The organism is Rhodococcus sp. SBT000017 (assembly GCF_003688915.1).
Classification (GTDB): Bacteria; Actinomycetota; Actinomycetes; order Mycobacteriales; family Mycobacteriaceae; genus Rhodococcoides.
Genome location: NZ_REFU01000001.1, coordinates 3,261,115 through 3,282,228 on the forward strand (window position 1 = coordinate 3,261,115; position 21,114 = coordinate 3,282,228).

Here is a 21,114-nt window from a genome sequence, read left to right on the forward strand (position 1 = left end):
TTCATAGCAATTCAGCTCCCGACATGCTCAGTACACGAACGGCACCGGCCTCGTACGAGGTACTGACACCGTGAATCTCCTCCATCTGCTGCGCGGCCGAGGTGCACCGCATCCCGAACTTGGCCAGCACTCGATCGCTGGCGATCGTCAGTGCCTCCGACGTCCGCTGCACGAACTCCGCCACCGGGTAGTCCTGCCCGGGCGTCAGGTAGTCGTGCATCACCAGAGAGGGTGAATAGCAGGACTGTTCGCGACCGTCGGGCCATCGAACCAGGAATGACATCTCAGGCATGGATCGGCTCCTTCGTGATGGTCCGGTACACGGACGGCCGGCGGTCACGAAGGTTGTACATGCCGCCGCCCCGTGCGGCACCGATGAGTTCAGCGACGTCGACGGTGGCCGTGGCCAAGCCCGGTTCGACGCCCGTGCCCGCGAGGATCTCTCCGCCGGGCCCGACGATCTTTGCGCTGCAGACGAACCGAAGAGATCCGAAAGTACCTGCCTGATTGGCTGCGACCCAGATGATCTGGTTCTCGAGCGCGCGGGCTCGGTCGTAGATGTCGAACCGCTGCTTCCACCGGTCCTCTTCCATGTTCTCGACAGTCGCAGTACGTGCCGTCGGCCAGGCGGAGATGGACGCGACGATCTCGGCACCGTCGAGCGCCAGTTCCCTTGCCGCCTCGGGGAATCCCTTGTCGTAGCAGATCTGCATGCCCATGCGGCCGATCGGAGTGTCGAAGGCGGAGTAGCTGTCTCCCGCGTCGTAGCAGAGATTTTCACCCAGCGGCTGATGCACCTTGCGATAGGAACCCAGAATGCCGCTGCCGTCGACCGTCACGGCGGCGTTGTAGCGGGTGTCGCCGTCCTTCTCGCAGAAGCCGAACGTGATGACGGTATCGCCCGCCATGTCGATGACGCGCCTGATCTCCGGTCCGTCGAGTTCGAGGGCGGGAGGCAGTGCCTTCAGCCGGCGTTGTCGCGACTCCTCGGTCTCGTCGCCGCCGCCGAGGCTCGGTAAGTAGCCGCCGAGGCAGGCCTCGGGCAGGACGAGTAGTTGGCTGCCTCGGTTGCGTGATTCCTCGAGCAACGCGGCGATGGTGGCGTAACCCTGTTCCATGTCGCGACCGAACTCGGCTGCGGCGACGGAAATGGTGACAGGCTTCGGGTGGGTGGTCATGCTTCTCCCAATCCGGTCACGGTGGACGTGACCGCGCGAGTGGTGATTCCATCGGGCCATCGCAGCGCGACACCCGGAATATCGGTGAGCTCTCCGCAGACTGCGGACAGTGCAGGTCCGGACGGTGCAGTAGCTGCACCGGGACGGTCCGCGGTGATCATCGCGAACCCTGGAAAACACGTGATCCATTCGCCCATCGACGCTGCGTCGGGCTTCGGTATCGAGGCGATGTCGAGTACGGCACCGGTTCCGCTCGCCTCGGCGAGCATTCCGGTGGTGCCGGCCAGGCCCGCCATCGAGACATCCTTGGCGGCTTTGGGTGCGGCGCGGGCGACGAACGACGCCATTGCCGTCAGTTCGTCGGAGTTCCGGCGAGAGGACGAATCCCATTGCTGGCCATGGTATCCGCGTCGCCACTCGCCCTCGATGTCCGCGGTGAGCGTCAACCGATCGCCGACGCTTCCCCCGCCCGCACGGACCGGCCGTGAGGTCCGGCCGAGTGCGGTGACCGACAGCGACGACGGCACCCCGGCCTGGGTGTGGCCACCGAGTACCGGAACCTGCCATGCCGCAGAGGCATTGGCGAGACCACGGATGATGCGGGTCAGCCGACTCTGCGTGGGTGCTCCGACGGAATCGAGCATTCCGACGGCATGTGCGCCCATCGCCGAGAGGTCGTTCAGATTGACCAGCGCCGCACACCAGCCGGCCCACTCGGGGTCGCGGTCGACCATGGAGGGAATGATGGCATCGCACGCGGCGATCATGTCACCACCTGGTACCGGAACGCCGTCGTCGCCGCGAAAGCCTTTGGCACCGAGACCGAGTGGTTGCGCCTTCAGGGGCGCGAGGACTCCGGCGAGCATCGCCTTGGTCGAGGAGACGAGACGTTCTATGCGGTCGATCGGCCAGTACATCGCCACGTGCGGGGTGTTCGCCACCTCGACGTCACCGCGGCGAATCCACCCGAGGCGGGTGAACAGTTGCTCGTTGCTCTTCTGCACCGTCGCGTCGAAGCGAAGCACGCCTCGACTCTCGGCATGGGCGCAGGCTGCCCGAACCAGGGCAGGCCCGACGCCGGACGTACGCGCAGAGGCAGAGACCACGAGGCGGCTTCCGGCCCACCACCCCAGATCCGTTGCGGTACAGGGTGCCAGCCGCACTCCGCCGAGCACCGTGCCGTCCCGATCGGTGGCGACCAGAACGACTGCCCGCGGATCGTCGTCGACGTCGTCGTGATCGGTGCCGGCGAACAAGCCCTGCTCGGCAACGAAGGTCGCTCTCCGGAGCGCACGATAGGAGTCCCGCTGCGCTGCACTTCCGCACGGCTGGACGATGAACCGGGGCTCGACGACAGAGGTTGCGGTACCGGACAATCCGGCAAGATCCTGCGCGTCCACCCTGTACATCTCAGCCCCCCGCATTCTGCAGGACGCTGCACGCACCGCATGCCGCGCAGCCTGCCTTCTGGTCCGATCCGAGCATCGCCGCGGCCTGAAGTTCCTTGGCGACGCGTCGGGTGACGTTCTCGAGCACGTCTCGGCCGGGGGCCGTCGCTCGGTCGACGTCCACCGCCAACGTTCCGGCGAGCGGACGGAACGGAACGACGAAGGGATAGACACCCATCTCGATGAGTTCTGCTGCCCCGGCTACCAATTCGTCCGGATTCTCGCCGAGCCCCACCAGGATGTACGTCGAGACCTGGTTGCGTCCGAAGACCCGAACCGCTTCTTTCCACGCAGCGCGGTACTCGTCCATCGAGACCGAGGCCTTGCCCGGCATCCACCGGCGTCGAACGTTCTCGTCGAGAGATTCGACGTGAATGCCGATCGACTCTGCTCCGGCGTCGTACAGATCCTGAATTGTCCGGAGATCGCCGGGAGGTTCGCACTGCACCTGAATCGGCAGCTGAGGAACCACAGCCTTGATGGCTCGCACGCATCGGGCCAAGTGACGGGCACCGCGATCCTTCGCGGCCGAGGTGCCCGTCGTCATGACCATCTGCGCGACGCCGTCGAGCCGTACCGCCGCCTCGGCCACCTCGGCCAACTGCGCCGGAGTCTTGACGGCAATGGTGTCGCCGGCTTCGAGCGAGGCCTCGATGGAGCAGAAGCGGCAACGTTGATCGGCGTCGTAGCGGATGCAGGTCTGCACCACGGTGGTCGCGAGAACGCTGGAGCCGTGCAGCTTCGCGATCTTCTCGTAGGCGATACCGTCGGCGGTTTCCAGGTCGTAGAACTGCGGGCGGTCGACGGCCTGCACGTCGAGCCCGATGTCGTTGCCGTCGAACAGCACTCGACCCTCTTCGAGGACGTACGGACTGAGCGGGTTGCGCGGGATGGCTGCGCCGAGGCCGTCGATGCGGACATGTCCGTCGTCACTCGGCCCTGCACCGGCAGTTCTGGACACCGGCGTGGCTCCTCGAATACCGAGCAGCGCCAGATCCACGCGCGTAGAGACCGTGTTTTCGGGTCGCTCCTGCAGGCTCCGCTCCTGGGCCACGGTCGGCCCCTAGACCATGTACGTGGAGTTGATGATGGCACCCTTGCGCGCGTAGTGGATCAACGCGTCCTGCACGTCCAAGGGGTGTGCCGGGATGACGCCCTCGATGAGGTCCTCTTCGCGGCCACCGTGCAATGCGAGCCCGAAACGGCAGCAGAACACGGTGCCGCCCTCGGCGATGAAGGTCGCGAGCGAATCGTTGATGTTCTGCTCGCCCGGGAAACCGGAATCACCGGTGGTCGGAAAGCCGCGAGTGGCAAGGCAATTGATAGCGCCGGGACCGTAGAAGTACATGGCCGACTCGAAGCCCTTACGCAGAGCGCGCGTTGCCTGGAGCACAGCGACGAAGGAGACCGACGACTCGTGGGCGATGCCGTGCACCAACGTGAAGTAGCTTTCGCCGTTCTCGGCCTTGTAGTCGGGGAAGATCTTGGTGGAACCGTAGATGTTGCTGCCCTTGGGAAGTGAAGGGTGCGGGATCTCTTCGAGGGACTTCTTGATGTTCTCGGCGATGGACTGATCGAGGTCTGACACGGGTGTCTCCTGAGGTTCGCAGAGCGGGCTGAATGCGGTGGACACCGATGTCCATCCGAGAAAAGCGTCATGTCCGGCGAGAGAGCAGATCCTCTGCGGCCATAGGACAAGTACAAGCCCCATCCATTTCCGATTGGTCACACCCGGAACAACGCCGTGTTTCGAGGGCCTCACAGTGTTGACGTGGCGTTACGCGGATAGTGTGGAGGCCGAACCACCCATCCACCACGAACTTGACGAGGAACTCGATGATCGGCGCCGTCACCGGCTTGTTGTATGCGTTGTCCCTGGTCGTAGGCATCTGGGTGCTCGCGAAGCTCGCCATGAACCGACCGGTCCTGCTGAAGAACAAGTCCGATCGCGCACTGTTCTGGACCATCGCCGCCACCGAGGCCGTCGTCGCACTGCAGGCCGTCATCGGGTTCGCCATGATGTTCACCTCGGATCGCGAGATACACCGGCTGACATTCGGGTCCTACCTCGTCGGGCTGCTGTTCCTGCTCCCCCTCGGCACGTGGTGGTCCCTGGGCGACCGCTCCCGCGGCGGCACAGCGGTGCTCCTCGTTGCCGTCCTCACCCTCGCGGCCATGGTGCTGCGCCTGAGCCAGATTTGGGCCGGATATGCCTGACAACCTGCAGCAAGCGACGCGTACCGGATTCGGGCGCTTCCTCATCGCCGTCTACGCCGTGTTCGCCGTCGCCGCCACATCACGCTCGATCGTGCAGCTCACCACACGATTCGACGACGCACCGGTGGCGTATCTGCTGTCGGCCTTCGCAGCGGTGGTCTACATCGTCGCCACGGTAGGACTGGCCCGAGCAACCGAAGCATCCCGACGAGTGGTGACGGTCTCCTGCATCATCGAACTCGTCGGGGTCATCGGGATCGGCACCCTCAGCTACATCCAGCCCCAGGACTTCCCGGAGCCGACGGTGTGGTCGCACTTCGGATCCGGATACGTGTTCATCCCGGTGGTGCTCCCCATCGCGGGACTGTGGTGGTTGCGCAAGACTCGACAGCAATAGGAGTCTCGGCAATTTTTGCTCCACTCGGACCGGTCGTGCGCGGGATTCCCTCGATCGAGGCCTCGAGTGGAGCATCCCGTGCAGTCTTCGTCTCCGGGCAAACAACGGTGCGGGGCTGGAAGAGGTTGTCGTGCAGCTACTTCAGTAAGTATGCGTCACTTCAACGCCGCCAGATTCGCAACGGATTTCTTGACATCGGTATCCAGTGCCCGCGCCACCACCGAACCGACCGGACCGAACAGCACACCCCCGCCGAATTTCGCGTCGAGCGTCAGCTCCGATCCGCCCTCGGCCTCACGCACATGGACGGTCAGCGAGATTCTCACCCCGCCCTTGCCGCGGCCGGACATCTCGATCAGCTTGGGCTCGTCGTATTGCGTGAAGGTCCAGTTGATCGTGTTCTTGAAGCCCTTCACCTTCACCAGTGACTCCACTTCGGTGCCCTTGCCGACCTTCTTGGGTGGCGGACTGCACCACCCGCCGTGGATGGTCATCCACTCGTCGAACCGATCGAGCGCGGAAGCCTTGTCCCACGCGCCCTGCGGATTTTCGGGCATCTGCACCGAGACACTGATCGTCGCCATGACATCGACCCTGTCACAAGTTGCCCGCAGGTTCTGACGGCGACCACTAACCTGAGAGGATGGCCACGCTCGAGATCGAAGGTCGGAAGGTCTCCGTCACCAACCTCGACAAAGTGCTGTTCCCCGAAACCGGCACCACCAAGAGCCACATCATCGAGTACTACACCACCATCGCACCTGCGATGCTTCCTCACCTCACCGGCCGCGCGGTGACCCGTAAGCGCTGGCCGAACGGCGTCGACCAGTCATCTTTCTTCGAGAAGAACCTCGCCGCGTCCGCACCCGACTGGCTCGATCGGCGTTCGATGCAACACTCCGACCGCGTCGTCACCTACCCACTGTTCTCCACTGCAGCCGATCTGGCGTGGCTCGGTCAACAAGCGGCCATCGAAGCGCATGTGCCACAGTGGCGGTTCGACGGCACCGAACCAGGACCGGCCACCCGTATGGTCTTCGACCTCGACCCCGGCGAGGACGTGGATCTCGCCCGATGCGCCGAAGTCGCCTGCGAGATACGGGATCTGATCGGCGATATCGGGATGACCGCATATCCGGTCACCAGCGGCAGCAAGGGAATTCACCTGTACGTGCCGCTGGAGAAACCGCTGTCGACCTCCGGCGCGTCCACCGTCGCCAAACGTGTTGCCACCCTGCTCGAGGAAAGATCACCGGACCGGGTTACGGCAACGATGGCGAAAGCGAAACGAACCGGGCGGGTGTTCGTCGACTGGAGCCAGAACAACGGCAAGAAGACGACGGTCGCACCGTACTCGCTGCGCGGGCGAACACTCCCCACCGTCGCAGCACCACGCACGTGGGACGAGCTGGAAGCGACCGGCCTGCAACAGCTTCGGTTCGAGGAGGTCCTCGAGCGTTTCGCGGACGTCGGCGATCCACTGGCCGATCTGGACCCCGAGATGGACTCGCACAACGAAAATACAAGCACCACCGACAAACTCGTCAAATACCGCAGCATGCGCAGCGCCGACAAGACCCCCGAGCCGATACCGACCACCACCGAACCGCAGGGCAACAACGACACGTTCGTGATTCAAGAGCATCATGCCCGACGGCTGCACTACGACTTCCGACTCGAACACGACGGCGTCCTGGTCTCGTGGGCCGTCCCGAAGAACATCCCGGTGGACCCGAAGCAGAACCGGCTGGCGGTACACACCGAGGACCACCCACTCGAATACGCGACGTTCTCCGGTCGGATACCCAAGGGCGAGTACGGCGGCGGCGACGTCTCGATCTGGGACAGCGGAACCTACGAGCTCGAGAAGTGGCGAGACGACGAGGTCATCGTCGTCCTGCACGGAAAGAAGGCGCGCGGGCGGTTCGCACTGATCCGCACCAAGGGCAGCCAGTGGTTGATGCACCTGATGAATGATGCTCCCGACAAGCCCGAGCCCAAGAACATCTCACCGATGCTCGCCACCGCCGGCGACATCCTCGATCTGCCGGACGACGAGTGGTCGTTCGAGGGCAAGTGGGACGGGTTCCGCATCGTCGCCGAACTCACGCACGGTTCGATGACACTGCGCACGCGGAGTGGCAACGACTACACCGAGAAGTTCGGCGCACTCCAATCTTTCGCGGACGACCTGGCCGAGCACGACGCCGTCGTCGACGGAGAAGTCGTGGTGTTCGACGACGGCGGCGTCAGCAGCTTCGAGAAACTGCAGAACGCCACCCGTGACGACATCCGATTCATCGCCTTCGATCTGCTCCACCTCGACGGCACGTCACTGCTGCGCAAGAAGTACTCGGATCGACGACGACTGCTGGAACTACTCACCACCGGACTCGACTCGGTACTGGTGCCACCGCGGCTGACGGGGACCGCCGCGGACGCCATCGCCGAAAGCAGAGAACGGGGCTGGGAAGGCGTCGTCGCCAAACGCACCGACTCCGTCTATCAACCCGGCAAACGCGCCCACACCTGGATCAAGTTCAAGAACTGGCGAACACAGGAGATCGTCATCGGTGGATGGCGCAAAGGGCAGGGTCGTCGTTCCGGAGGGTTCGGCTCACTGCTGATGGGCATTCCCGACGGAGACCGACTGCGCTACGTGGGACGCGTCGGAACCGGGTTCGACGACCGTGCGCTCGATACGCTCGCCGCCCTACTCGCCCCACTCGAGGCGTCGGACAGTCCTTTCTCTTCGGTGCTGCCCGCGGCCGATCGGAACGGAGCGGTATGGGTCGAGCCGGTACTCGTCGGCGAGGTGCGGTTCTACGAGACCACGGAATCCGGTCATCTGCGGCATCCGAGCTGGCGCGGCCTGCGCCCGGACAAGGAACCGAAGGCGGTGCGCCAGGAATGACATGGATGCACCGGACGAAAAACTTGGACCCGATCGAAGAAACGAGGGTAGGTAACATTCGGTTGCCATAAAATGAGCGGATGCGTACCGTTGCGCCCATCGTTACCGGGGGGGCGTAACAAGTCACGCATCATCAGCTATAACGGTTTGCGGGCCGGCTCTACGGGGGCTTGCCAGATCGCCGCAGCGCTCGTCGCTTCGGTTCAGGCACGGAGGGGTTTACCATATGCGGGTTCTCAAGTTGGCAGGCGCTGTCAGCATGACGGCAGTTGCAGTCCTGTGTTCGTCACTTGTCGGTGCAGGTCAAGCAGCTGCGGCGCCGTTGTTCCCGTCGCCCATCGCGGACGGCTTCTACTCTCCGCCTGTGGATCTCGATGCGCTCGCACCGGGCGACGTGATCTCCAGCCGCCCGATGCCACCGCCCCCGGATTCTTCGGCGTGGACGTGTGGCAGCTGAATTTCCGCTCCACCAATTCGGCCGGAAATCCCATCGCCGCAATCAATACCGTGCTGGTTCCACGAAACAAAGCGCCGAACGGTCCGGTGCTTTCCTACCAACACATCATCAATGCCCTCGGTCTCGAATGTGCACCTTCACAAGCGCTCTGGACCAACGACCCGAATTTGATGATTCGTGAGGCACCCGCTCTCAATGCAGTACTGCAGCGTGGCTGGACGGTCGTCATCGCCGATCACCTCGGACCCAACAGCGCCTACGGTGCAGCCAGGCTCGGCGGGCAGATCGTGCTGGACAGCATTCGCGCCACTCAGCGCTTCGATCCCATCCAGGTTCAGCAGAGCCCGGTTGCGTTGGCCGGCTACTCCGGCGGCGGAATGGCCACGGCATGGGCAGCTGCGCTTCAGAACGACTACGCGCCCGAGCTGAACATCGTCGGCAGCGCGAACGGTGGCGCTCCGATGAACCTCGAGCGCATGGCCCGCGATCTCGGGTTCGCCCCGCACCCCATGTTCGGTCTGGCGTTCGCTGCCGCGCTCGGTATCGAACGCGAGTACCCCACCCGCATCCCGATCAGCTCGCAACTGAACCCGCTGGGTAAGGAAATCGAGAGCAAGATGCAAAACGGGTGCACCAACGACATCATCGCGGCAGGTGCAGGCAAGAGCGCCATGGAGGTAGCGGGCACGCTGGACCTGATCAGCAGCCCGGAAGCGATCGCCGCCGTCAACGACAACAGCGTCGAGCTGTATCCCGGCGTACCGAAGGCACCGTACTTCGAGTGGCACAGCCCCACAGACGCATTGATTCCGGTCAGCGCGATCGACAACACGCTCGCCCGATACTGCCGCGCCGGAGTGCTGGTGACCGAAGTGAAGGTGCCCAGCAACGATCATCTGACTGCTGCGGTGCTCGGCCTACCTCAGGCGCTCGAGTGGATCGACCAGCGATTCGCCGGAGTACCGGCTACGTCCAACTGCTGATCGGGTCGCCCGACCCCTGGCACATGATCAAAGCTTCAACGGGTCGGTTAGGCTAACCTCGCTAGGTTCAGTAGCGAGGAGATCACATGAAGAAGTCCGTCCAGCTCGTCGCCGCCGGTGCATCCGTTCTGGCACTGGCAGCCGGCTGTTCGTCCGACACCGACGCATCCGGTAGCCCCGGTAGCAGCGCCGGCTTCCCGGTCACCATCGATCACCGATTCGGTGAGACGGTCATCGACACCGAGCCCACCCGCGTCGTGACGATCGGGTTCAACGAGCAGGACTTCGCACTCGCGCTGGGCGTCAAACCCGTCGCGACACGCGGCAACCTGAGCTACGACTACCGGCAGCGCCCCTGGGCGCAAGCAGCGCTGGGGGGAACCGAGATCCCGGAAGTCGGCAGCACAGACCTCGACCTCGAGCAGATCGCGGCGCAAGCACCCGATCTGATCCTCGGCCCGTACTCCTTCATCGACCAGGGCCAGTACGACACCCTCTCCGGGATGGCCCCCACGATCGCCGACATCGGCGGCTACGACGACGTACCCGCCGCGACCTGGCAGCGGGAGTTCGCCGTCGTCGGCGAAGCCCTCGGCAAGTCGCAGGAAGCTCAGGACCAGACGGCCGAGCTCGAGCAGAAGTTCGCCGACACCGAAGCCGAGAACCCCCAGTTCACCGGCAAGTCACTGACTCTCGCGTTCGTCATGGACGACGGCAGCTACCTGCTTCTCGGCAGGGACGACATCCGCGCCCTGTTCTTCACCGACCTCGGCTTCGAAATTCCCGACGCCTCCGAGACCATCAGTGAAGAGAACCTCGACCGACTCGACACCGACGTCCTGGTCATCGCCGGCCAGGGCCGCGAGCAGCTGCAGGCCAACCCACTACTCGCCGCCCTCGACGTCGTTCGACAGGACCGAACCGTCTACATCGGCTCCTTCAGCACGGATCTCCCCTCGGCCCTCGGCTACTCGAGCCCACTGTCGCTGGACTACGCGATCGACGGATTCACCCCGATGCTCGCCGCCGCAACCGACGACGACCCAGCGACCGTGGTCCCGGACCCGGTTTCCTGAGGTCACTCCGCCTGTGCGAACTGCGTCCGATGCAGCTCCTCGTAGCGGCCACCCGCTGCGAGGAGCTCGTCGTGGGTGCCGCGTTCGGCGACTCGCCCGTCCTCGATCACCAGGATCACGTCCGCAGCTCTGATGGTCGAGAGCCGGTGCGCGATGACCACCGACGTCTTGCCCTCCAGCGCCTCGGCCAACGCGGCCTGCACCGCGGCCTCCGACGTCGAATCCAACGAGGCCGTTGCCTCGTCGAGGATGACGACCCGCGGCTGCGCGATCAGCAACCGTGCGATCGTCAGGCGCTGACGCTCACCACCGGACAGTCGATACCCGCGCTCGCCGACGACGGTGTCCAGGCCGTCGGGCAGGGAACGCACGAGGTCCGCCAGCCGCGCCCGCGAGAGCGCGTCCCACAGTTCGTCGTCGGTGGCGTCGGGCCGCGGCAGCAGCAGATTCGACCGGATGCTCTCGTGGAACAGGTGCCCGTCCTGTGTCACCATTCCCACTGTGCCGCAGACGGATTCGGCCGTCAGGTCCCGCACGTCGACGCCGCCCAGCCGGACCGCACCGCCATCGACGTCGTACAGCCGTGCGATCAACTGCGCGATCGTGGACTTGCCCGCACCAGACGTACCGACCAGCGCGACCATCTGGCCGGGTTCGGCTCGGAACGACACACCGTGCAGAACTTCCTCTCCCCCGCGGGAATCCAGGGTCGCGACCTCCTCGAGCGAGGCGAGCGACACTTTGTCTGCGGACGGGTACGCGAACCGCACATCGTCGAGTTCGACGGCCACCGGCCCTGGCGGTAGAACTTTCGCGTCGGGCTTGTCGGCGATCAACGGAACGAGATCGAGAACCTCGAAGACTCGCTCGAAGCTCACCAACGCGCTCATGACCTCCACGCGGGCGCTGGCCAGCGCGGTCAGCGGTGAGTACAACCGCGCCAGCAGAAGCGACAGTGCCACAACCGAACCCGGGTCCAGGCTCCCACTGAGGGCGTAGAAGCCGCCCAATCCGTACACCACAGCGAGCGCCAGTGCCGAGACCAGCGTCAGCGCCGTGACGAACACCGTCTGCACCATGGCACTGCGCACCCCGATATCGCGCACCCTGGCCGCCCGCACCGCGAACTCGACCGATTCCTGCTCGGGATGACCGAACAGCTTCACCAGTGTTGCTCCCGGCGCCGAGAAACGCTCCGTCATCTGCGTACTCATCGCCGAATTGTGTGCTGCCGCTTCACGTTGCAGCCGCGCGAGGCGTCGACCCATCCGGCGAGCGGGAAGCACGAACACCGGCAGCAGGACCAATGCGAGAAGGGTGATCTGCCAGGAGATTCCGATCATCACCACCAACGTCAGCACCAGGGTCACGAGATTGCTGACGACACCGGACAGGGTGGTGCTGAACGCGCGCTGCGCTCCGATCACGTCGTTGTTGAGCCGGCTCACCAGCGCACCGGTGCGGGTTCGTGTGAAGAACGCGATCGGCATGCGCTGCACGTGGTCGAACACCGCGGTCCGCAGATCCAGGATCAGGCTTTCGCCGATGTTCGCCGAGAGCCACCGGTTGATCAGACCGACCACCGCGTCCACCAGAGCGATCGCCGCGATCGCCACCGCCAGCAGGACCACCACGCGTAGTTCTCGTCCGTCGACGATCGCGTTGACCACCCGTCCGGCCAATACCGGCGTGGCCACGGCGAGTACGGCCAAGGCGACGCTGAGCACCAGGAATCCGCCGAGAGCGCGGCGATGCGGTGCCGCGAACGTCAGGATCCTGCGGGCCGTCTCCTTCGAGAACGACGACTGGGTGTCGGGCCTGTTCATCGTGCGATACATCTGATTCCAGGCGGTCATCTCCATACTCATCCCACCAACGTAGAACCTCGACATAGCTCGAGGTCAAGCGCGGCACTCGAGACCGACGGGAGGGGCAGGCGGTCGATGCCACCTGCCCCTGCTGGGCGATCGATGCGGTACTACGCCGCAGCAGTTGCCTTCGCAGGCTCCAGCGCGAGCGCCAGGATGTCGGCGACCTCGGTCATCGGGCGAACATCCAACGCCTCCAACACCTCTGCGGGCACGTCGTCCAGATCCGGTTCGTTGCGCGCCGGAATGAACACCGTCTTCAGTCCCGCACGCTGCGCAGCCAGCAATTTTTGCTTCACCCCGCCGATCGGCAGCACCCGACCGTTCAACGTGACCTCACCGGTCATGCCGACGTCCGAGCGCACCGGCCGCCCGGTAGCCATCGACACCAGGGCAGTCACCATCGTCACACCGGCCGACGGACCGTCCTTCGGCACCGCGCCCGCCGGAACGTGCACGTGAATACTGCGATCGAGAGAATCCTGCGTGACGCCGAATTGTGCTGCGTGCGAGCGCACGTAGGACAGTGCGATCTGTGCGGACTCCTTCATCACGTCGCCGAGCTGACCGGTGAGCTCGAGCCGGGCGTCACCGTCGGTCGCCGCAGCCTCGATGAACAGCACATCTCCGCCGAGTCCTGTGACCGCGAGACCCGTTGCCACGCCCGGCACTTCGGTTCGCTCGTGCGCCTCGGGAGTGAACCGCGGGCGACCGAGGTACGTCACCAGGTCCGACTCGTCGATCTTCAGGACATCCGTGCTGCCCACCAACTTCGTCGCGACCTTACGCAGCGCCTTGGCCAGCAATCGCTCGAGTTGCCGCACGCCCGGCTCACGGGTGTAGTCGGCCGCGATCTTGCGCAGCGCAGCGTCGGTGACTGTCACCTCCTCGGATGTGATTGCCGCCCTGTCCATCTGACGGGGCAGCAGGTAGTTCCGGGCGATGACGACCTTGTCGTCCTCGGTGTAGCCGTCGATGGTCACCAATTCCATGCGGTCGAGCAACGGCCCGGGAATCTGGTCGATCACGTTGGCGGTAGCGAGAAAGACCACGTCGGACAGGTCGAGATCCAGATCCAGGTAGTGATCACGGAACGTGTGATTCTGCGCCGGGTCAAGCACCTCGAGCAGAGCGGCACTGGGGTCGCCGCGATAGTCCGAGCCGACCTTGTCGATCTCGTCCAGCAGGACAACCGGATTCATCGATCCCGCCTCGCCGATGGCCCGCACGATCCGGCCCGGCAGCGCGCCGACGTAGGTACGACGGTGCCCACGAATCTCGGCCTCGTCGCGGACGCCGCCGAGAGCGACGCGCACGAACTGTCGACCGAGCGCACGGGCCACCGACTCGCCCAGCGAGGTCTTGCCGACTCCGGGCGGACCTGCGAGCACCATGACGGCACCGGACCCACGCCCACCGACCGACTGCAGACCACGCTCGGAGCGACGCGCCCGGACGGCCAGGTACTCGACAATACGATCCTTCACGTCGTCGAGCCCGTGATGGTCGGCATCGAGAACTGCACGTGCAGAATCGATGTCGTTGTTGTCGGTCGTGGTGTTGTTCCACGGCAGATCCAGCACGGTGTCGAGCCAGGTGCGAATCCAGCCCGACTCGGGGCTCTGATCGCTGGCCCGCTCCAGTTTGCCGACCTCACGCAGCGCCTGTTCGCGCACCTTCTCGGGCAGATCCGCAGCCTCGACGCGGCCACGGTAGTCGTCGGCACCGTCGGGCTCGTCCTCGCCGAGTTCTTTGCGGATGGCCGCCAACTGTTGCCGGAGCAGAAACTCCTTCTGGGTCTTCTCCATGCCCTCGCGAACGTCGCCGGAGATTTTGTCGTTGACCTCGACTTCGGCGAGGTGAGTCTTGGTCCACTCGATGAGTGAAGTCAGACGCGTTGCCACATCCGGGGTTTCGAGAAGGTCCCGCTTCTGTACGTCGGTGAGATACGACGCGTAGCCGGCCGTGTCGGCGATCGCGCCCGGGTCGGTGAGTTTGTTGACCGAGTCGATCACCTGCCACGCGTCTCGGCGCTGCAGCATCGCAACGACGAGTTGCTTGTATTCGGCTGCCAGGGCTTTGAGGTCGTCACTCGGGGGCACATCCGCAACGGTCTCGGCCTCGACCCACAGGGCGGCCCCGGGTCCGCTGACTCCGTGGCCGATGTGCGCGCGGCGCGTGGCCTTGATGACAGCGGCCGGGCGACCGTCCGCGAGGCGTCCCATCTGCACGATCGTGGCGAGGACTCCGTACGCGGCGTATCGGTCTTCGAGACGCGGCGCGACGAGCAGCGTGCCGTCGTTGCTCGCCTTCGCGGCGTCGACGGCGGCACGCGCTGCCTCGTCGAGATCTACGGGCACCACCATGCCGGGCAGGACGATCGGATCGGTCAGGAACAGTACGGGGACACGAACGGTTTCGGTCACTTCTCCTCCAAAGGATTGAGCTACAGGGGCTCAACTTCGAAAGCAGTAGTGATGTTCCCGTCGATGTCCGTTGTTCTCCGTGGGCAGAAATCCGACCGCCCTCTCCGGCTACTTCAGTGCGCTGGCCAGCTTCTCCGCGAGGGGACGCGTCGATGCCGGGTTCTGACCGGTGTACAGATTTCGGTCGACGACGACGTTAGGTGCCCACGCGTCGGTGGAGTCGAACTTCGCGCCGTTCTCGCGCAACCGGGCCTCGAGCAACCACGGAGCCTTCTCGGCGAGACCGGCCTGGGTCTCCTCTTCGTCGGTGAATCCGGTGAGCTCGTACCCGTCGAACGCCCAGGTTCCGTCGCTGCGGACGGCGGGGAGCAGGGCGGCAGGCGCGTGGCACACCGCGGAGACGACCTTGTTCGAGTCGAGGAAGTCGACCACCAGCGCCCCGAAGCTCTCGGAGACGGCGAGATCTTCCATCGGCCCGTGACCACCGGGCACGAAGACGACGTCGAAGTCGGACGCCTTCTGGTCCTCCAGCTTTGCGGGCGAGGACAGGATCGACTCGATCGAGGCGAGGTAGCTCTTCTGATCCGCCACCTTCTCCTCGTCGCCGCCGTTGGCATCGACGGCCAAGCTGCCCTCGTCGACGACCGGAGCCTTACCGCCCGGCGTCGCAACCGTGATGTCCCAGCCTGCGTCGACGAACGTGCGATGGGACTCGACGAGCTCCTCGGCCCAGTACCCGGTGGGGTGCTTCGTGCCGTCGTTCAGGGTCCAGTGGTCGGCAGCGGTGACTGCGAACAGCAAGGTCGTCATAGTTTGCCTCTTTACGTGCGTAGGGGGGTTTCCATGTGCATGCCACGCAGACGCACGATCGAAACCGGGTCAGGTCGGTACAGGACCGAATCCGCGGTAGGGAGCGAGCGGAATCAGCGTGAACTCGGACAGCCCGGACGACGCCATCGGCAGTGCGTCGATCGTGGATTGCGCGTCGGACGCACTCTCGGCCTCGATGACGAAAGCAGCGCCCGCCACGTCACCACGGAGCCAGATCTGACGCACGACCCCATCCGCATACAGCGTCCGAACCGCATCGGTCTCGTTCGGCAGCACTGCCGCAAAATCCTCGTCCGAGTACTGCTCGACGCGGCGGCGACTCAACACCAAGAACTGCATATGTCCCCCTCTGTTCGAGTTTTTCGATGATGTGCGGATCGTTACTCGACGATCGAACCGATCACCACGACGGCGTCGAGTGTCTCGGATTCACTGATGGTGGCCGTGAACCCGGCCTCGACGAAGGCTTCGAGCGTCGAATTCGCCAGCAGGGCACTGGTTTCGATGAGCAGTCGACCTTCCGGAGCCAACCACTGGTTGGCTTCCGCGGCAACCCGCCGATGAAGACCGGCACCGTCCGCGCCGCCGTCGAGCGCGATGCGCGGCTCGTGGATACGCGCCTCTCCCGGCATCAGTGCGATGTCGGCCGTAGGGACGTAGGGAGCGTTGACGACGATAGCGTCGAATCGGCCGTGCAGGTTCGGCGGCAACGCGTCGTACAGGTCACCGCTATACACCGTCCCCCCGACGGAATCCAGGTTGCGCCTGGCACACCCGACGGCTGCATCGTCGATATCCGCGGCATACAACTCGGCGACTCCCGTGACCGACATGCCGATCGCCCCGGAACCACAACACAGGTCGAGTAACGTCGAAGGGTGCAGTGCTGCTGCACATTCGACGAGAAATTCGGTGCGGCGACGCGGTACGAACACGCCCTGCGCGACGGCGATGCGTCGACCACAGAACCACACCCAACCAACGACGTGCTCGAGCGGTTCACCGGCGATGCGACGCCCCAGTAGCTCCGTCAACTCCGCCGAGTTCGAGGCGGACTCGATGAGAATCTCGGCTTCCTCCTCGGCGAACACGCACCCGGCAGCGCGTAGCGAGGTCACCACCTCGTCGAACTCGAGTTGCGCCATGGACGGTGCCTCCTGGAATTCGTGCGCCCTAGCTGCCCCCTGAAATACTGTAGCGCGGTATGTCGCAGGAGAGGAGAGTCCGATGAACTGGAGAACCACAATCCGTCGGATGTGCCTGGCGCTGCCCGAGACCTACGAGGAGCGAGCCTGGGTCGGTACGCGCTGGCGGGTACGGGGCCGCACCTTCGCCCACGTGCTCGACATTCTCGACGGAACCCCGCCGGCATTCGCGCAGGCAGCAGGCACCGACGGCCCGGCCCACATTCTCATCTTCCGTTCCAGCGGAATCGAACTCGACGCGCTGTCCACGCGACACGGCTTCTTCGCCCCCGGCTGGGGTCCGCAGATCATCGGCTTGGTGCTGGACGAGACAGTGGACCGCGTCGAGCTGGGCGAGCTGATCACCGACAGCTACTGCAACCGGGCTCCGCAGAAACTCATCGCACTGCTCGACCTACCGGAGTGAACGCGAGGAATCTCGTTTGACGCTGCCACGCGCCCCGGGACAGAGTGGACGCATGCGTGCGCCCGAGAACTTGCTGGCCGATTGCGGCAGTTGTTTCGGACTCTGTTGCGTCGCTCTGCCCTTCGCGAAGTCCTCGGACTTCGCCGTCGACAAGGCCGCCGGTGAGCCGTGCCGCAATCTTCGGCAGGACTCGCGGTGCGGCATTCATTCGACGCTGCGGGAGAGGGGCTTTCCCGGGTGCACGGTGTACGACTGCTTCGGTGCGGGCCAGAAGGTGTCGCAGTCCACGTTCGCCGGACGGGACTGGCGGCAGCAGCCGTCGAACTCGTCGGAGATGTTCGCGGTGTTCCCGATCATGCGTGATGTGCACGAGTTGCTCTGGTACCTGGCGGACGCGCGTGACCGGGATTCGGCCGCGACACTGCACGATCCACTGTCCGGCGAATACGCAGAACTGGAGGCGCTGACCGAGTCGGTGCCAGAAGTTCTACTGTCGGTCGACGTCTCCGGTCTGCGTTCACGGATCAACGAGTTGCTGCTCGAGGCAAGCGATCTGGTTCGAGCCGAAGTGAGGGGCAAGAAGAAGAACTACCGCGGCCGCGACATGATCGGCGCGCAACTGGCCGGCGCGGATCTGCGCGGCGCGAGCCTGCGCGGCACGTACTTCATCGGTGCCACCCTGCGTGGCGCCGACCTGCGCCTGGCGGACCTGATCGGCGCAGACCTCCGCGGTGCCGACCTGCGAGGTGCGGACCTGCGCGGCAGCATCTACACCACGCAGTTTCAGATCAACGCGGCACAGGGTGATCTCGCGACCCGAATTCCAGAATCGTTGACCCGTCCTAGTCACTGGGCCTGAAGCCTCAGGCACCGAACCAATCAGCCCAGCGATCGCCCGGTCTGCTCCAACGCTGCTTGAATGACCGTCAGCGACTTGGGACCGACACCGTGCAGTTTCTTCAGCTCCGCCGCGGGCACCCCCGCGAGATCGTCCAGGCACATGTACCCCGCCGCGCGGAATGCCCGAGACGCGGGATTGCCGGTGCCCTTCGGAAAGTCCGGATATCCCTCGGCTTCTGCGCTGCTCATGGGCAAAGTCTAAAACAGACCGGTAGCCTGGCGGCGTGCCCGAAACCAAGCAGAGACGCGTTGTCATCACCGGTGCGAACACCGGTATCGGCTACTACACCGCCTTGGAGTTGGCGAAGCGAGGCGACCACGTGACGCTCGCGTGCCGCAACAAGGACAAGGCCGACGCCGCCGCGGCCAAAATATCGGCGGAGGCACCCCGGGGAACCGTCGACACCGCCACCCTGAACCTCGCCGACCTTGCCTCGGTGCGTGAGTACGCCGCGTCGGCACCGGAGTCGATCGACGTACTGATCAACAACGCCGGCGTCATGATGCCCGCAATGCGGACCGAGACGGCGGACGGGTTCGAGCTCCAGCTCGGCACCAATCACCTCGGCCACTTCGCCCTGACCGGCCTGCTGTTCCCCAAGCTCGCCGCGGACGCCAAGATCACCACCATCGCATCCGTCGCGCACCGGCAGGGCCCCAAGCTCGATTTCGACAATCTTCAGCTCGAACGTGGATACAACCCCCAGCGCGGGTACGCGAACTCCAAGCTTGCCAACATCCTGTTCGCGTTGGAACTGCAGCGCCGGATCGACAAGGCCGGACTGAAGGTCACCAGCAACGCCGCCCACCCCGGAATCTCGGCCACCGAGCTGTACTCGAGCCCCGACGGCCTGGGCAGCAACAAGATCCTGTCCACTCTCGCTCCGATCGGACTGAAGATCTTTTCGCAATCGGCCAGTGCCGGAGCTCGTCCCACGCTCTACGCAGTCGACGTTGCGGGTGGCGGCACGTACAGCGGCCCCAAGTCCCTGTTCGAGACGCGCGGTAAGCCGGGCAAAGCGAGCATGACCAAGACCGCACAGGACCCGGCTCTGGCCGCGCAGTTGTGGGACGCCAGCGAGAAGTTGACCGGAGTCGGCTTCCCGTTCTGACCGGGGACCGTCACCTGGCGGGCGCGGGCAGAGGAAGTCCGCGCTCGCTCATGACGGCACGCAACCGGTCTGGGTAGTCGGTGATCAGGCCGTCGACGCCCAGATCCATCAGTGCACGCATCGTGTCGGGATCGTCGACGGTCCACGGGATCACTCGAATTCCGCGCTCGTGGGCGGAGTCCACCATGTCCTGGGTTACGAAGAGCTCGAAGTCGGGATCGCCGACCTTGCCGTTCTGCGGGGTCCCCTGCACCGGCGAGTACGCCGACGCCCCGAACGAATCGATCGCGGCGATCGCATCCCCTCCGAAGTCGTCGATGTCGATTCCACCCAGCCACTTCGATGGTCGTTCCGACAGGCTCCACTCCTGGCGGCGATGCACCGTCCTGGCCGACTTGCAGGAAGTCACCGTTGGTCAGTGCGACCACCGGTACCTCCGGCTCGGCCTCGCGGACCAATGTGAGGGCACCCCAGTCGAAGCTCTGCACGGTGACCCTGTCCAGCATGCCCGCGTCGCGAATGGTCGCGAGAACCGTGTCGACGAACTGCTCGCGCGGGGCCGTCTCGGTAGGGCTACCCGCCTCGACCTTGGTCTCGACGTTGAGTTTCACTCCCGGTGCGTCGGCCGACTTCACCAGGTCCAGCACCTCGACGAGGGTCGGCATTCGAGCGCCGGGGACGCGTCGTTGCTCCGGGTAGTCCGTGAGCGTCAGCGCTCCGCAGTCGAGAGTGCGAATCTGCGCGAGTGTCAGTGTGTTCACGAATTTCCCGACGTACGGAAACTCGGGGTCTCCCGGTGTGACCGCACCGGTGTCGACGCACTTGCTGTCCGAGACCTTGCGGTCGTGGGTGACGATCGCGATGCCGTCCTCGGTGATCTGTGTGTCCAGTTCGAGGGTGCTCACCCCGAGTTGCAGTGCATTGGTGAACGATTCGATGGTGCTCTCGGTGACCAGACCGAGGCCGCCGCGATGCGCCTGCAGATCGAACGACTCTTCCGGCAACGCTGGGTCTACTGCCGAGTCCGTTCCGCACCCCATCGACACCGCGAGGGGAATGCACACCAGGGGCAAGTACTTACCGAATCGCATGCTCGACGAGGCTACGGAAGGTCGGTGTCCACCGAGTTCCCTCGCAGTGAACTCCCGGCACCCTCGAGGTAGACGGAGATCGGAAACCGCAGCGCTGCAACATCCTTCGACGAGCGGCGCCCGAACACGACATCGGCCACCAGACCCTCGCACAGCGAGACGAGGCCGTCTCCGTGCGCGGGTTCGGCGAACAGCGCCTGCGCCCGTTCGACCGAGAAGAACGATCGAGCCAGGACGTCTCGAACATCCTGCGCAACAGCAGGATCCAGCATCAATGCGTAGCGGGCCCGAAGCTCGATCGTGCGATGAGTGAGCGCATCGTGGAGATACCGCGCGATGACCGTGGCAACGTCAGTCTCGGCACCGGCGATATCGAGGAACGTCGCGCGCGAAAGCTCGACGAGACGGGCGGCAACCGCCGCCGACAGATCGGACTTGGTGCGGAAGTAGTAGGACGTCGACCCGGCCGGGTAGTCGAGCGCGGAATCGATCGCCCGATGCGTCAGCGCGCGCAGGCCGTCGCGCGCGATGACTTCGAGGGCCGCATCTGCGATGACTGTTCGGCGATCCATGATCGTGACCCTACACACCCACTCTACAAAAGT

Annotated in this window: 20 protein-coding genes and 2 pseudogenes; 8 read left to right on the forward strand and 14 right to left on the reverse strand. The window is 64.8% G+C overall.

Annotation, left to right across the window (positions count from 1 at the left end; all coding sequences use genetic code 11):
- Position 1: 1 nt before the first annotated feature.
- From AYK61_RS15155 to AYK61_RS15175, 5 genes are read right to left on the reverse strand one after another with little or no spacing between them, the layout of a single operon-like run.
- Positions 2–292 (reverse strand): MSMEG_0570 family nitrogen starvation response protein, encoded by a 291-nt coding sequence (locus AYK61_RS15155; RefSeq protein ID WP_121871391.1) that lies wholly within the window; start codon positions 290–292, stop codon positions 2–4.
- Positions 285–1,178: a carbon-nitrogen hydrolase family protein gene (locus AYK61_RS15160; protein ID WP_121871392.1), complete on the reverse strand. Its 894-nt coding sequence runs from the start codon at positions 1,176–1,178 to the stop codon at positions 285–287. The genes AYK61_RS15155 and AYK61_RS15160 overlap by 8 nt, the downstream gene beginning before the upstream one ends.
- On the reverse strand, positions 1,175–2,587 hold the full coding sequence (locus tag AYK61_RS15165; protein WP_121871393.1) for an MSMEG_0567/sll0787 family protein: 1,413 nt from the start codon (positions 2,585–2,587) through the stop codon (positions 1,175–1,177). The genes AYK61_RS15160 and AYK61_RS15165 overlap by 4 nt, the downstream gene beginning before the upstream one ends.
- Before the next feature lies 1 nt (position 2,588).
- The gene (locus tag AYK61_RS15170; protein ID WP_121872778.1) at positions 2,589–3,662 is read right to left on the reverse strand and encodes an MSMEG_0568 family radical SAM protein; all 1,074 of its coding nucleotides are present in this window, start codon (positions 3,660–3,662) and stop codon (positions 2,589–2,591) included.
- Between the two features lie 27 nt (positions 3,663–3,689).
- Positions 3,690–4,214, reverse strand: a complete 525-nt coding sequence (locus AYK61_RS15175; RefSeq protein WP_027495238.1) for an MSMEG_0572/Sll0783 family nitrogen starvation response protein — start codon at positions 4,212–4,214, stop codon at positions 3,690–3,692.
- Between the two features lie 248 nt (positions 4,215–4,462).
- On the opposite strand from AYK61_RS15175, the gene AYK61_RS15180 reads away from it, so the two are divergent.
- Both AYK61_RS15180 and AYK61_RS15185 read left to right on the forward strand, forming a co-directional pair.
- The gene (locus AYK61_RS15180) at positions 4,463–4,843 is read left to right on the forward strand and encodes a hypothetical protein (protein ID WP_121871394.1); all 381 of its coding nucleotides are present in this window, start codon (positions 4,463–4,465) and stop codon (positions 4,841–4,843) included.
- Positions 4,836–5,240: a hypothetical protein gene (locus tag AYK61_RS15185; protein ID WP_121871395.1), complete on the forward strand. Its 405-nt coding sequence runs from the start codon at positions 4,836–4,838 to the stop codon at positions 5,238–5,240. Before AYK61_RS15180 ends, AYK61_RS15185 begins: the two co-directional genes overlap by 8 nt.
- A gap of 155 nt (positions 5,241–5,395) precedes the next feature.
- Here AYK61_RS15185 and AYK61_RS15190 read toward each other — a convergent pair whose 3' ends face one another.
- Positions 5,396–5,824: an SRPBCC family protein gene (locus AYK61_RS15190; protein ID WP_032378553.1), complete on the reverse strand. Its 429-nt coding sequence runs from the start codon at positions 5,822–5,824 to the stop codon at positions 5,396–5,398.
- A 59-nt stretch (positions 5,825–5,883) separates the two neighbouring features.
- Here AYK61_RS15190 and AYK61_RS15195 point away from each other — a divergent pair, with 59 nt between their 5' ends.
- The 3 genes and pseudogenes from AYK61_RS15195 (at position 5,884) to AYK61_RS15205 (ending at position 10,670) form a co-directional block, all read left to right on the forward strand.
- A complete protein-coding gene (locus AYK61_RS15195; protein ID WP_121871396.1) occupies positions 5,884–8,154 on the forward strand; it encodes an ATP-dependent DNA ligase in 2,271 nt (756 codons plus the stop codon).
- 226 nt (positions 8,155–8,380) lie between these two features.
- Positions 8,381–9,594: pseudogene (locus tag AYK61_RS15200) on the forward strand (lipase family protein).
- Positions 9,595–9,680: 86 nt separating this feature from the next.
- Positions 9,681–10,670, forward strand: a complete 990-nt coding sequence (locus AYK61_RS15205; RefSeq protein ID WP_121871397.1) for an iron-siderophore ABC transporter substrate-binding protein — start codon at positions 9,681–9,683, stop codon at positions 10,668–10,670.
- A gap of 2 nt (positions 10,671–10,672) precedes the next feature.
- On the opposite strand, the gene AYK61_RS15210 is transcribed toward AYK61_RS15205, so the two are convergent.
- The 5 genes from AYK61_RS15210 to AYK61_RS15230 form a co-directional block, all read right to left on the reverse strand.
- Positions 10,673–12,538 carry an ABC transporter ATP-binding protein gene (locus tag AYK61_RS15210; RefSeq protein ID WP_121871398.1) on the reverse strand — a complete coding sequence of 622 codons (1,866 nt, stop codon included), beginning with the start codon at positions 12,536–12,538 and terminating at the stop codon, positions 10,673–10,675.
- A 110-nt stretch (positions 12,539–12,648) separates the two neighbouring features.
- On the reverse strand, positions 12,649–14,964 hold the full coding sequence (gene lon, locus AYK61_RS15215) for an endopeptidase La (RefSeq protein WP_121871399.1): 2,316 nt from the start codon (positions 14,962–14,964) through the stop codon (positions 12,649–12,651).
- A gap of 108 nt (positions 14,965–15,072) precedes the next feature.
- Positions 15,073–15,774, reverse strand: coding sequence for a type 1 glutamine amidotransferase domain-containing protein (locus AYK61_RS15220; protein ID WP_121871400.1), 702 nt, complete (start codon positions 15,772–15,774; stop codon positions 15,073–15,075).
- A 69-nt stretch (positions 15,775–15,843) separates the two neighbouring features.
- Positions 15,844–16,134, reverse strand: a complete 291-nt coding sequence (locus AYK61_RS15225; protein ID WP_121871401.1) for a hypothetical protein — start codon at positions 16,132–16,134, stop codon at positions 15,844–15,846.
- Between the two features lie 41 nt (positions 16,135–16,175).
- Entirely contained in the window at positions 16,176–16,940 is a 765-nt protein-coding gene (locus tag AYK61_RS15230) for a putative protein N(5)-glutamine methyltransferase (protein ID WP_121871402.1), read from the reverse strand.
- 82 nt (positions 16,941–17,022) lie between these two features.
- Here AYK61_RS15230 and AYK61_RS15235 point away from each other — a divergent pair, with 82 nt between their 5' ends.
- Both AYK61_RS15235 and AYK61_RS15240 read left to right on the forward strand, forming a co-directional pair.
- Positions 17,023–17,406 carry an MmcQ/YjbR family DNA-binding protein gene (locus AYK61_RS15235; RefSeq protein ID WP_121871403.1) on the forward strand — a complete coding sequence of 128 codons (384 nt, stop codon included), beginning with the start codon at positions 17,023–17,025 and terminating at the stop codon, positions 17,404–17,406.
- 52 nt (positions 17,407–17,458) lie between these two features.
- Positions 17,459–18,265: a pentapeptide repeat-containing protein gene (locus tag AYK61_RS15240; RefSeq protein ID WP_121871404.1), complete on the forward strand. Its 807-nt coding sequence runs from the start codon at positions 17,459–17,461 to the stop codon at positions 18,263–18,265.
- A gap of 20 nt (positions 18,266–18,285) precedes the next feature.
- Here the strand turns inward: AYK61_RS15240 and AYK61_RS15245 are convergent, their stop codons facing one another.
- Entirely contained in the window at positions 18,286–18,495 is a 210-nt protein-coding gene (locus tag AYK61_RS15245) for a DNA-binding protein (RefSeq protein ID WP_121871405.1), read from the reverse strand.
- Positions 18,496–18,530: 35 nt separating this feature from the next.
- On the opposite strand from AYK61_RS15245, the gene AYK61_RS15250 reads away from it, so the two are divergent.
- A complete protein-coding gene (locus tag AYK61_RS15250; protein WP_121871406.1) occupies positions 18,531–19,418 on the forward strand; it encodes an oxidoreductase in 888 nt (295 codons plus the stop codon).
- A 10-nt stretch (positions 19,419–19,428) separates the two neighbouring features.
- On the opposite strand, the pseudogene AYK61_RS28270 reads toward AYK61_RS15250, so the two are convergent.
- Together AYK61_RS28270 and AYK61_RS15260 are read right to left on the reverse strand one after the other, a co-directional pair.
- Positions 19,429–20,458, reverse strand: a pseudogene (locus tag AYK61_RS28270) (glycerophosphodiester phosphodiesterase family protein).
- A gap of 62 nt (positions 20,459–20,520) precedes the next feature.
- Positions 20,521–21,081 (reverse strand): TetR/AcrR family transcriptional regulator, encoded by a 561-nt coding sequence (locus AYK61_RS15260; RefSeq protein ID WP_121871407.1) that lies wholly within the window; start codon positions 21,079–21,081, stop codon positions 20,521–20,523.
- Positions 21,082–21,114: the final 33 nt, after the last annotated feature.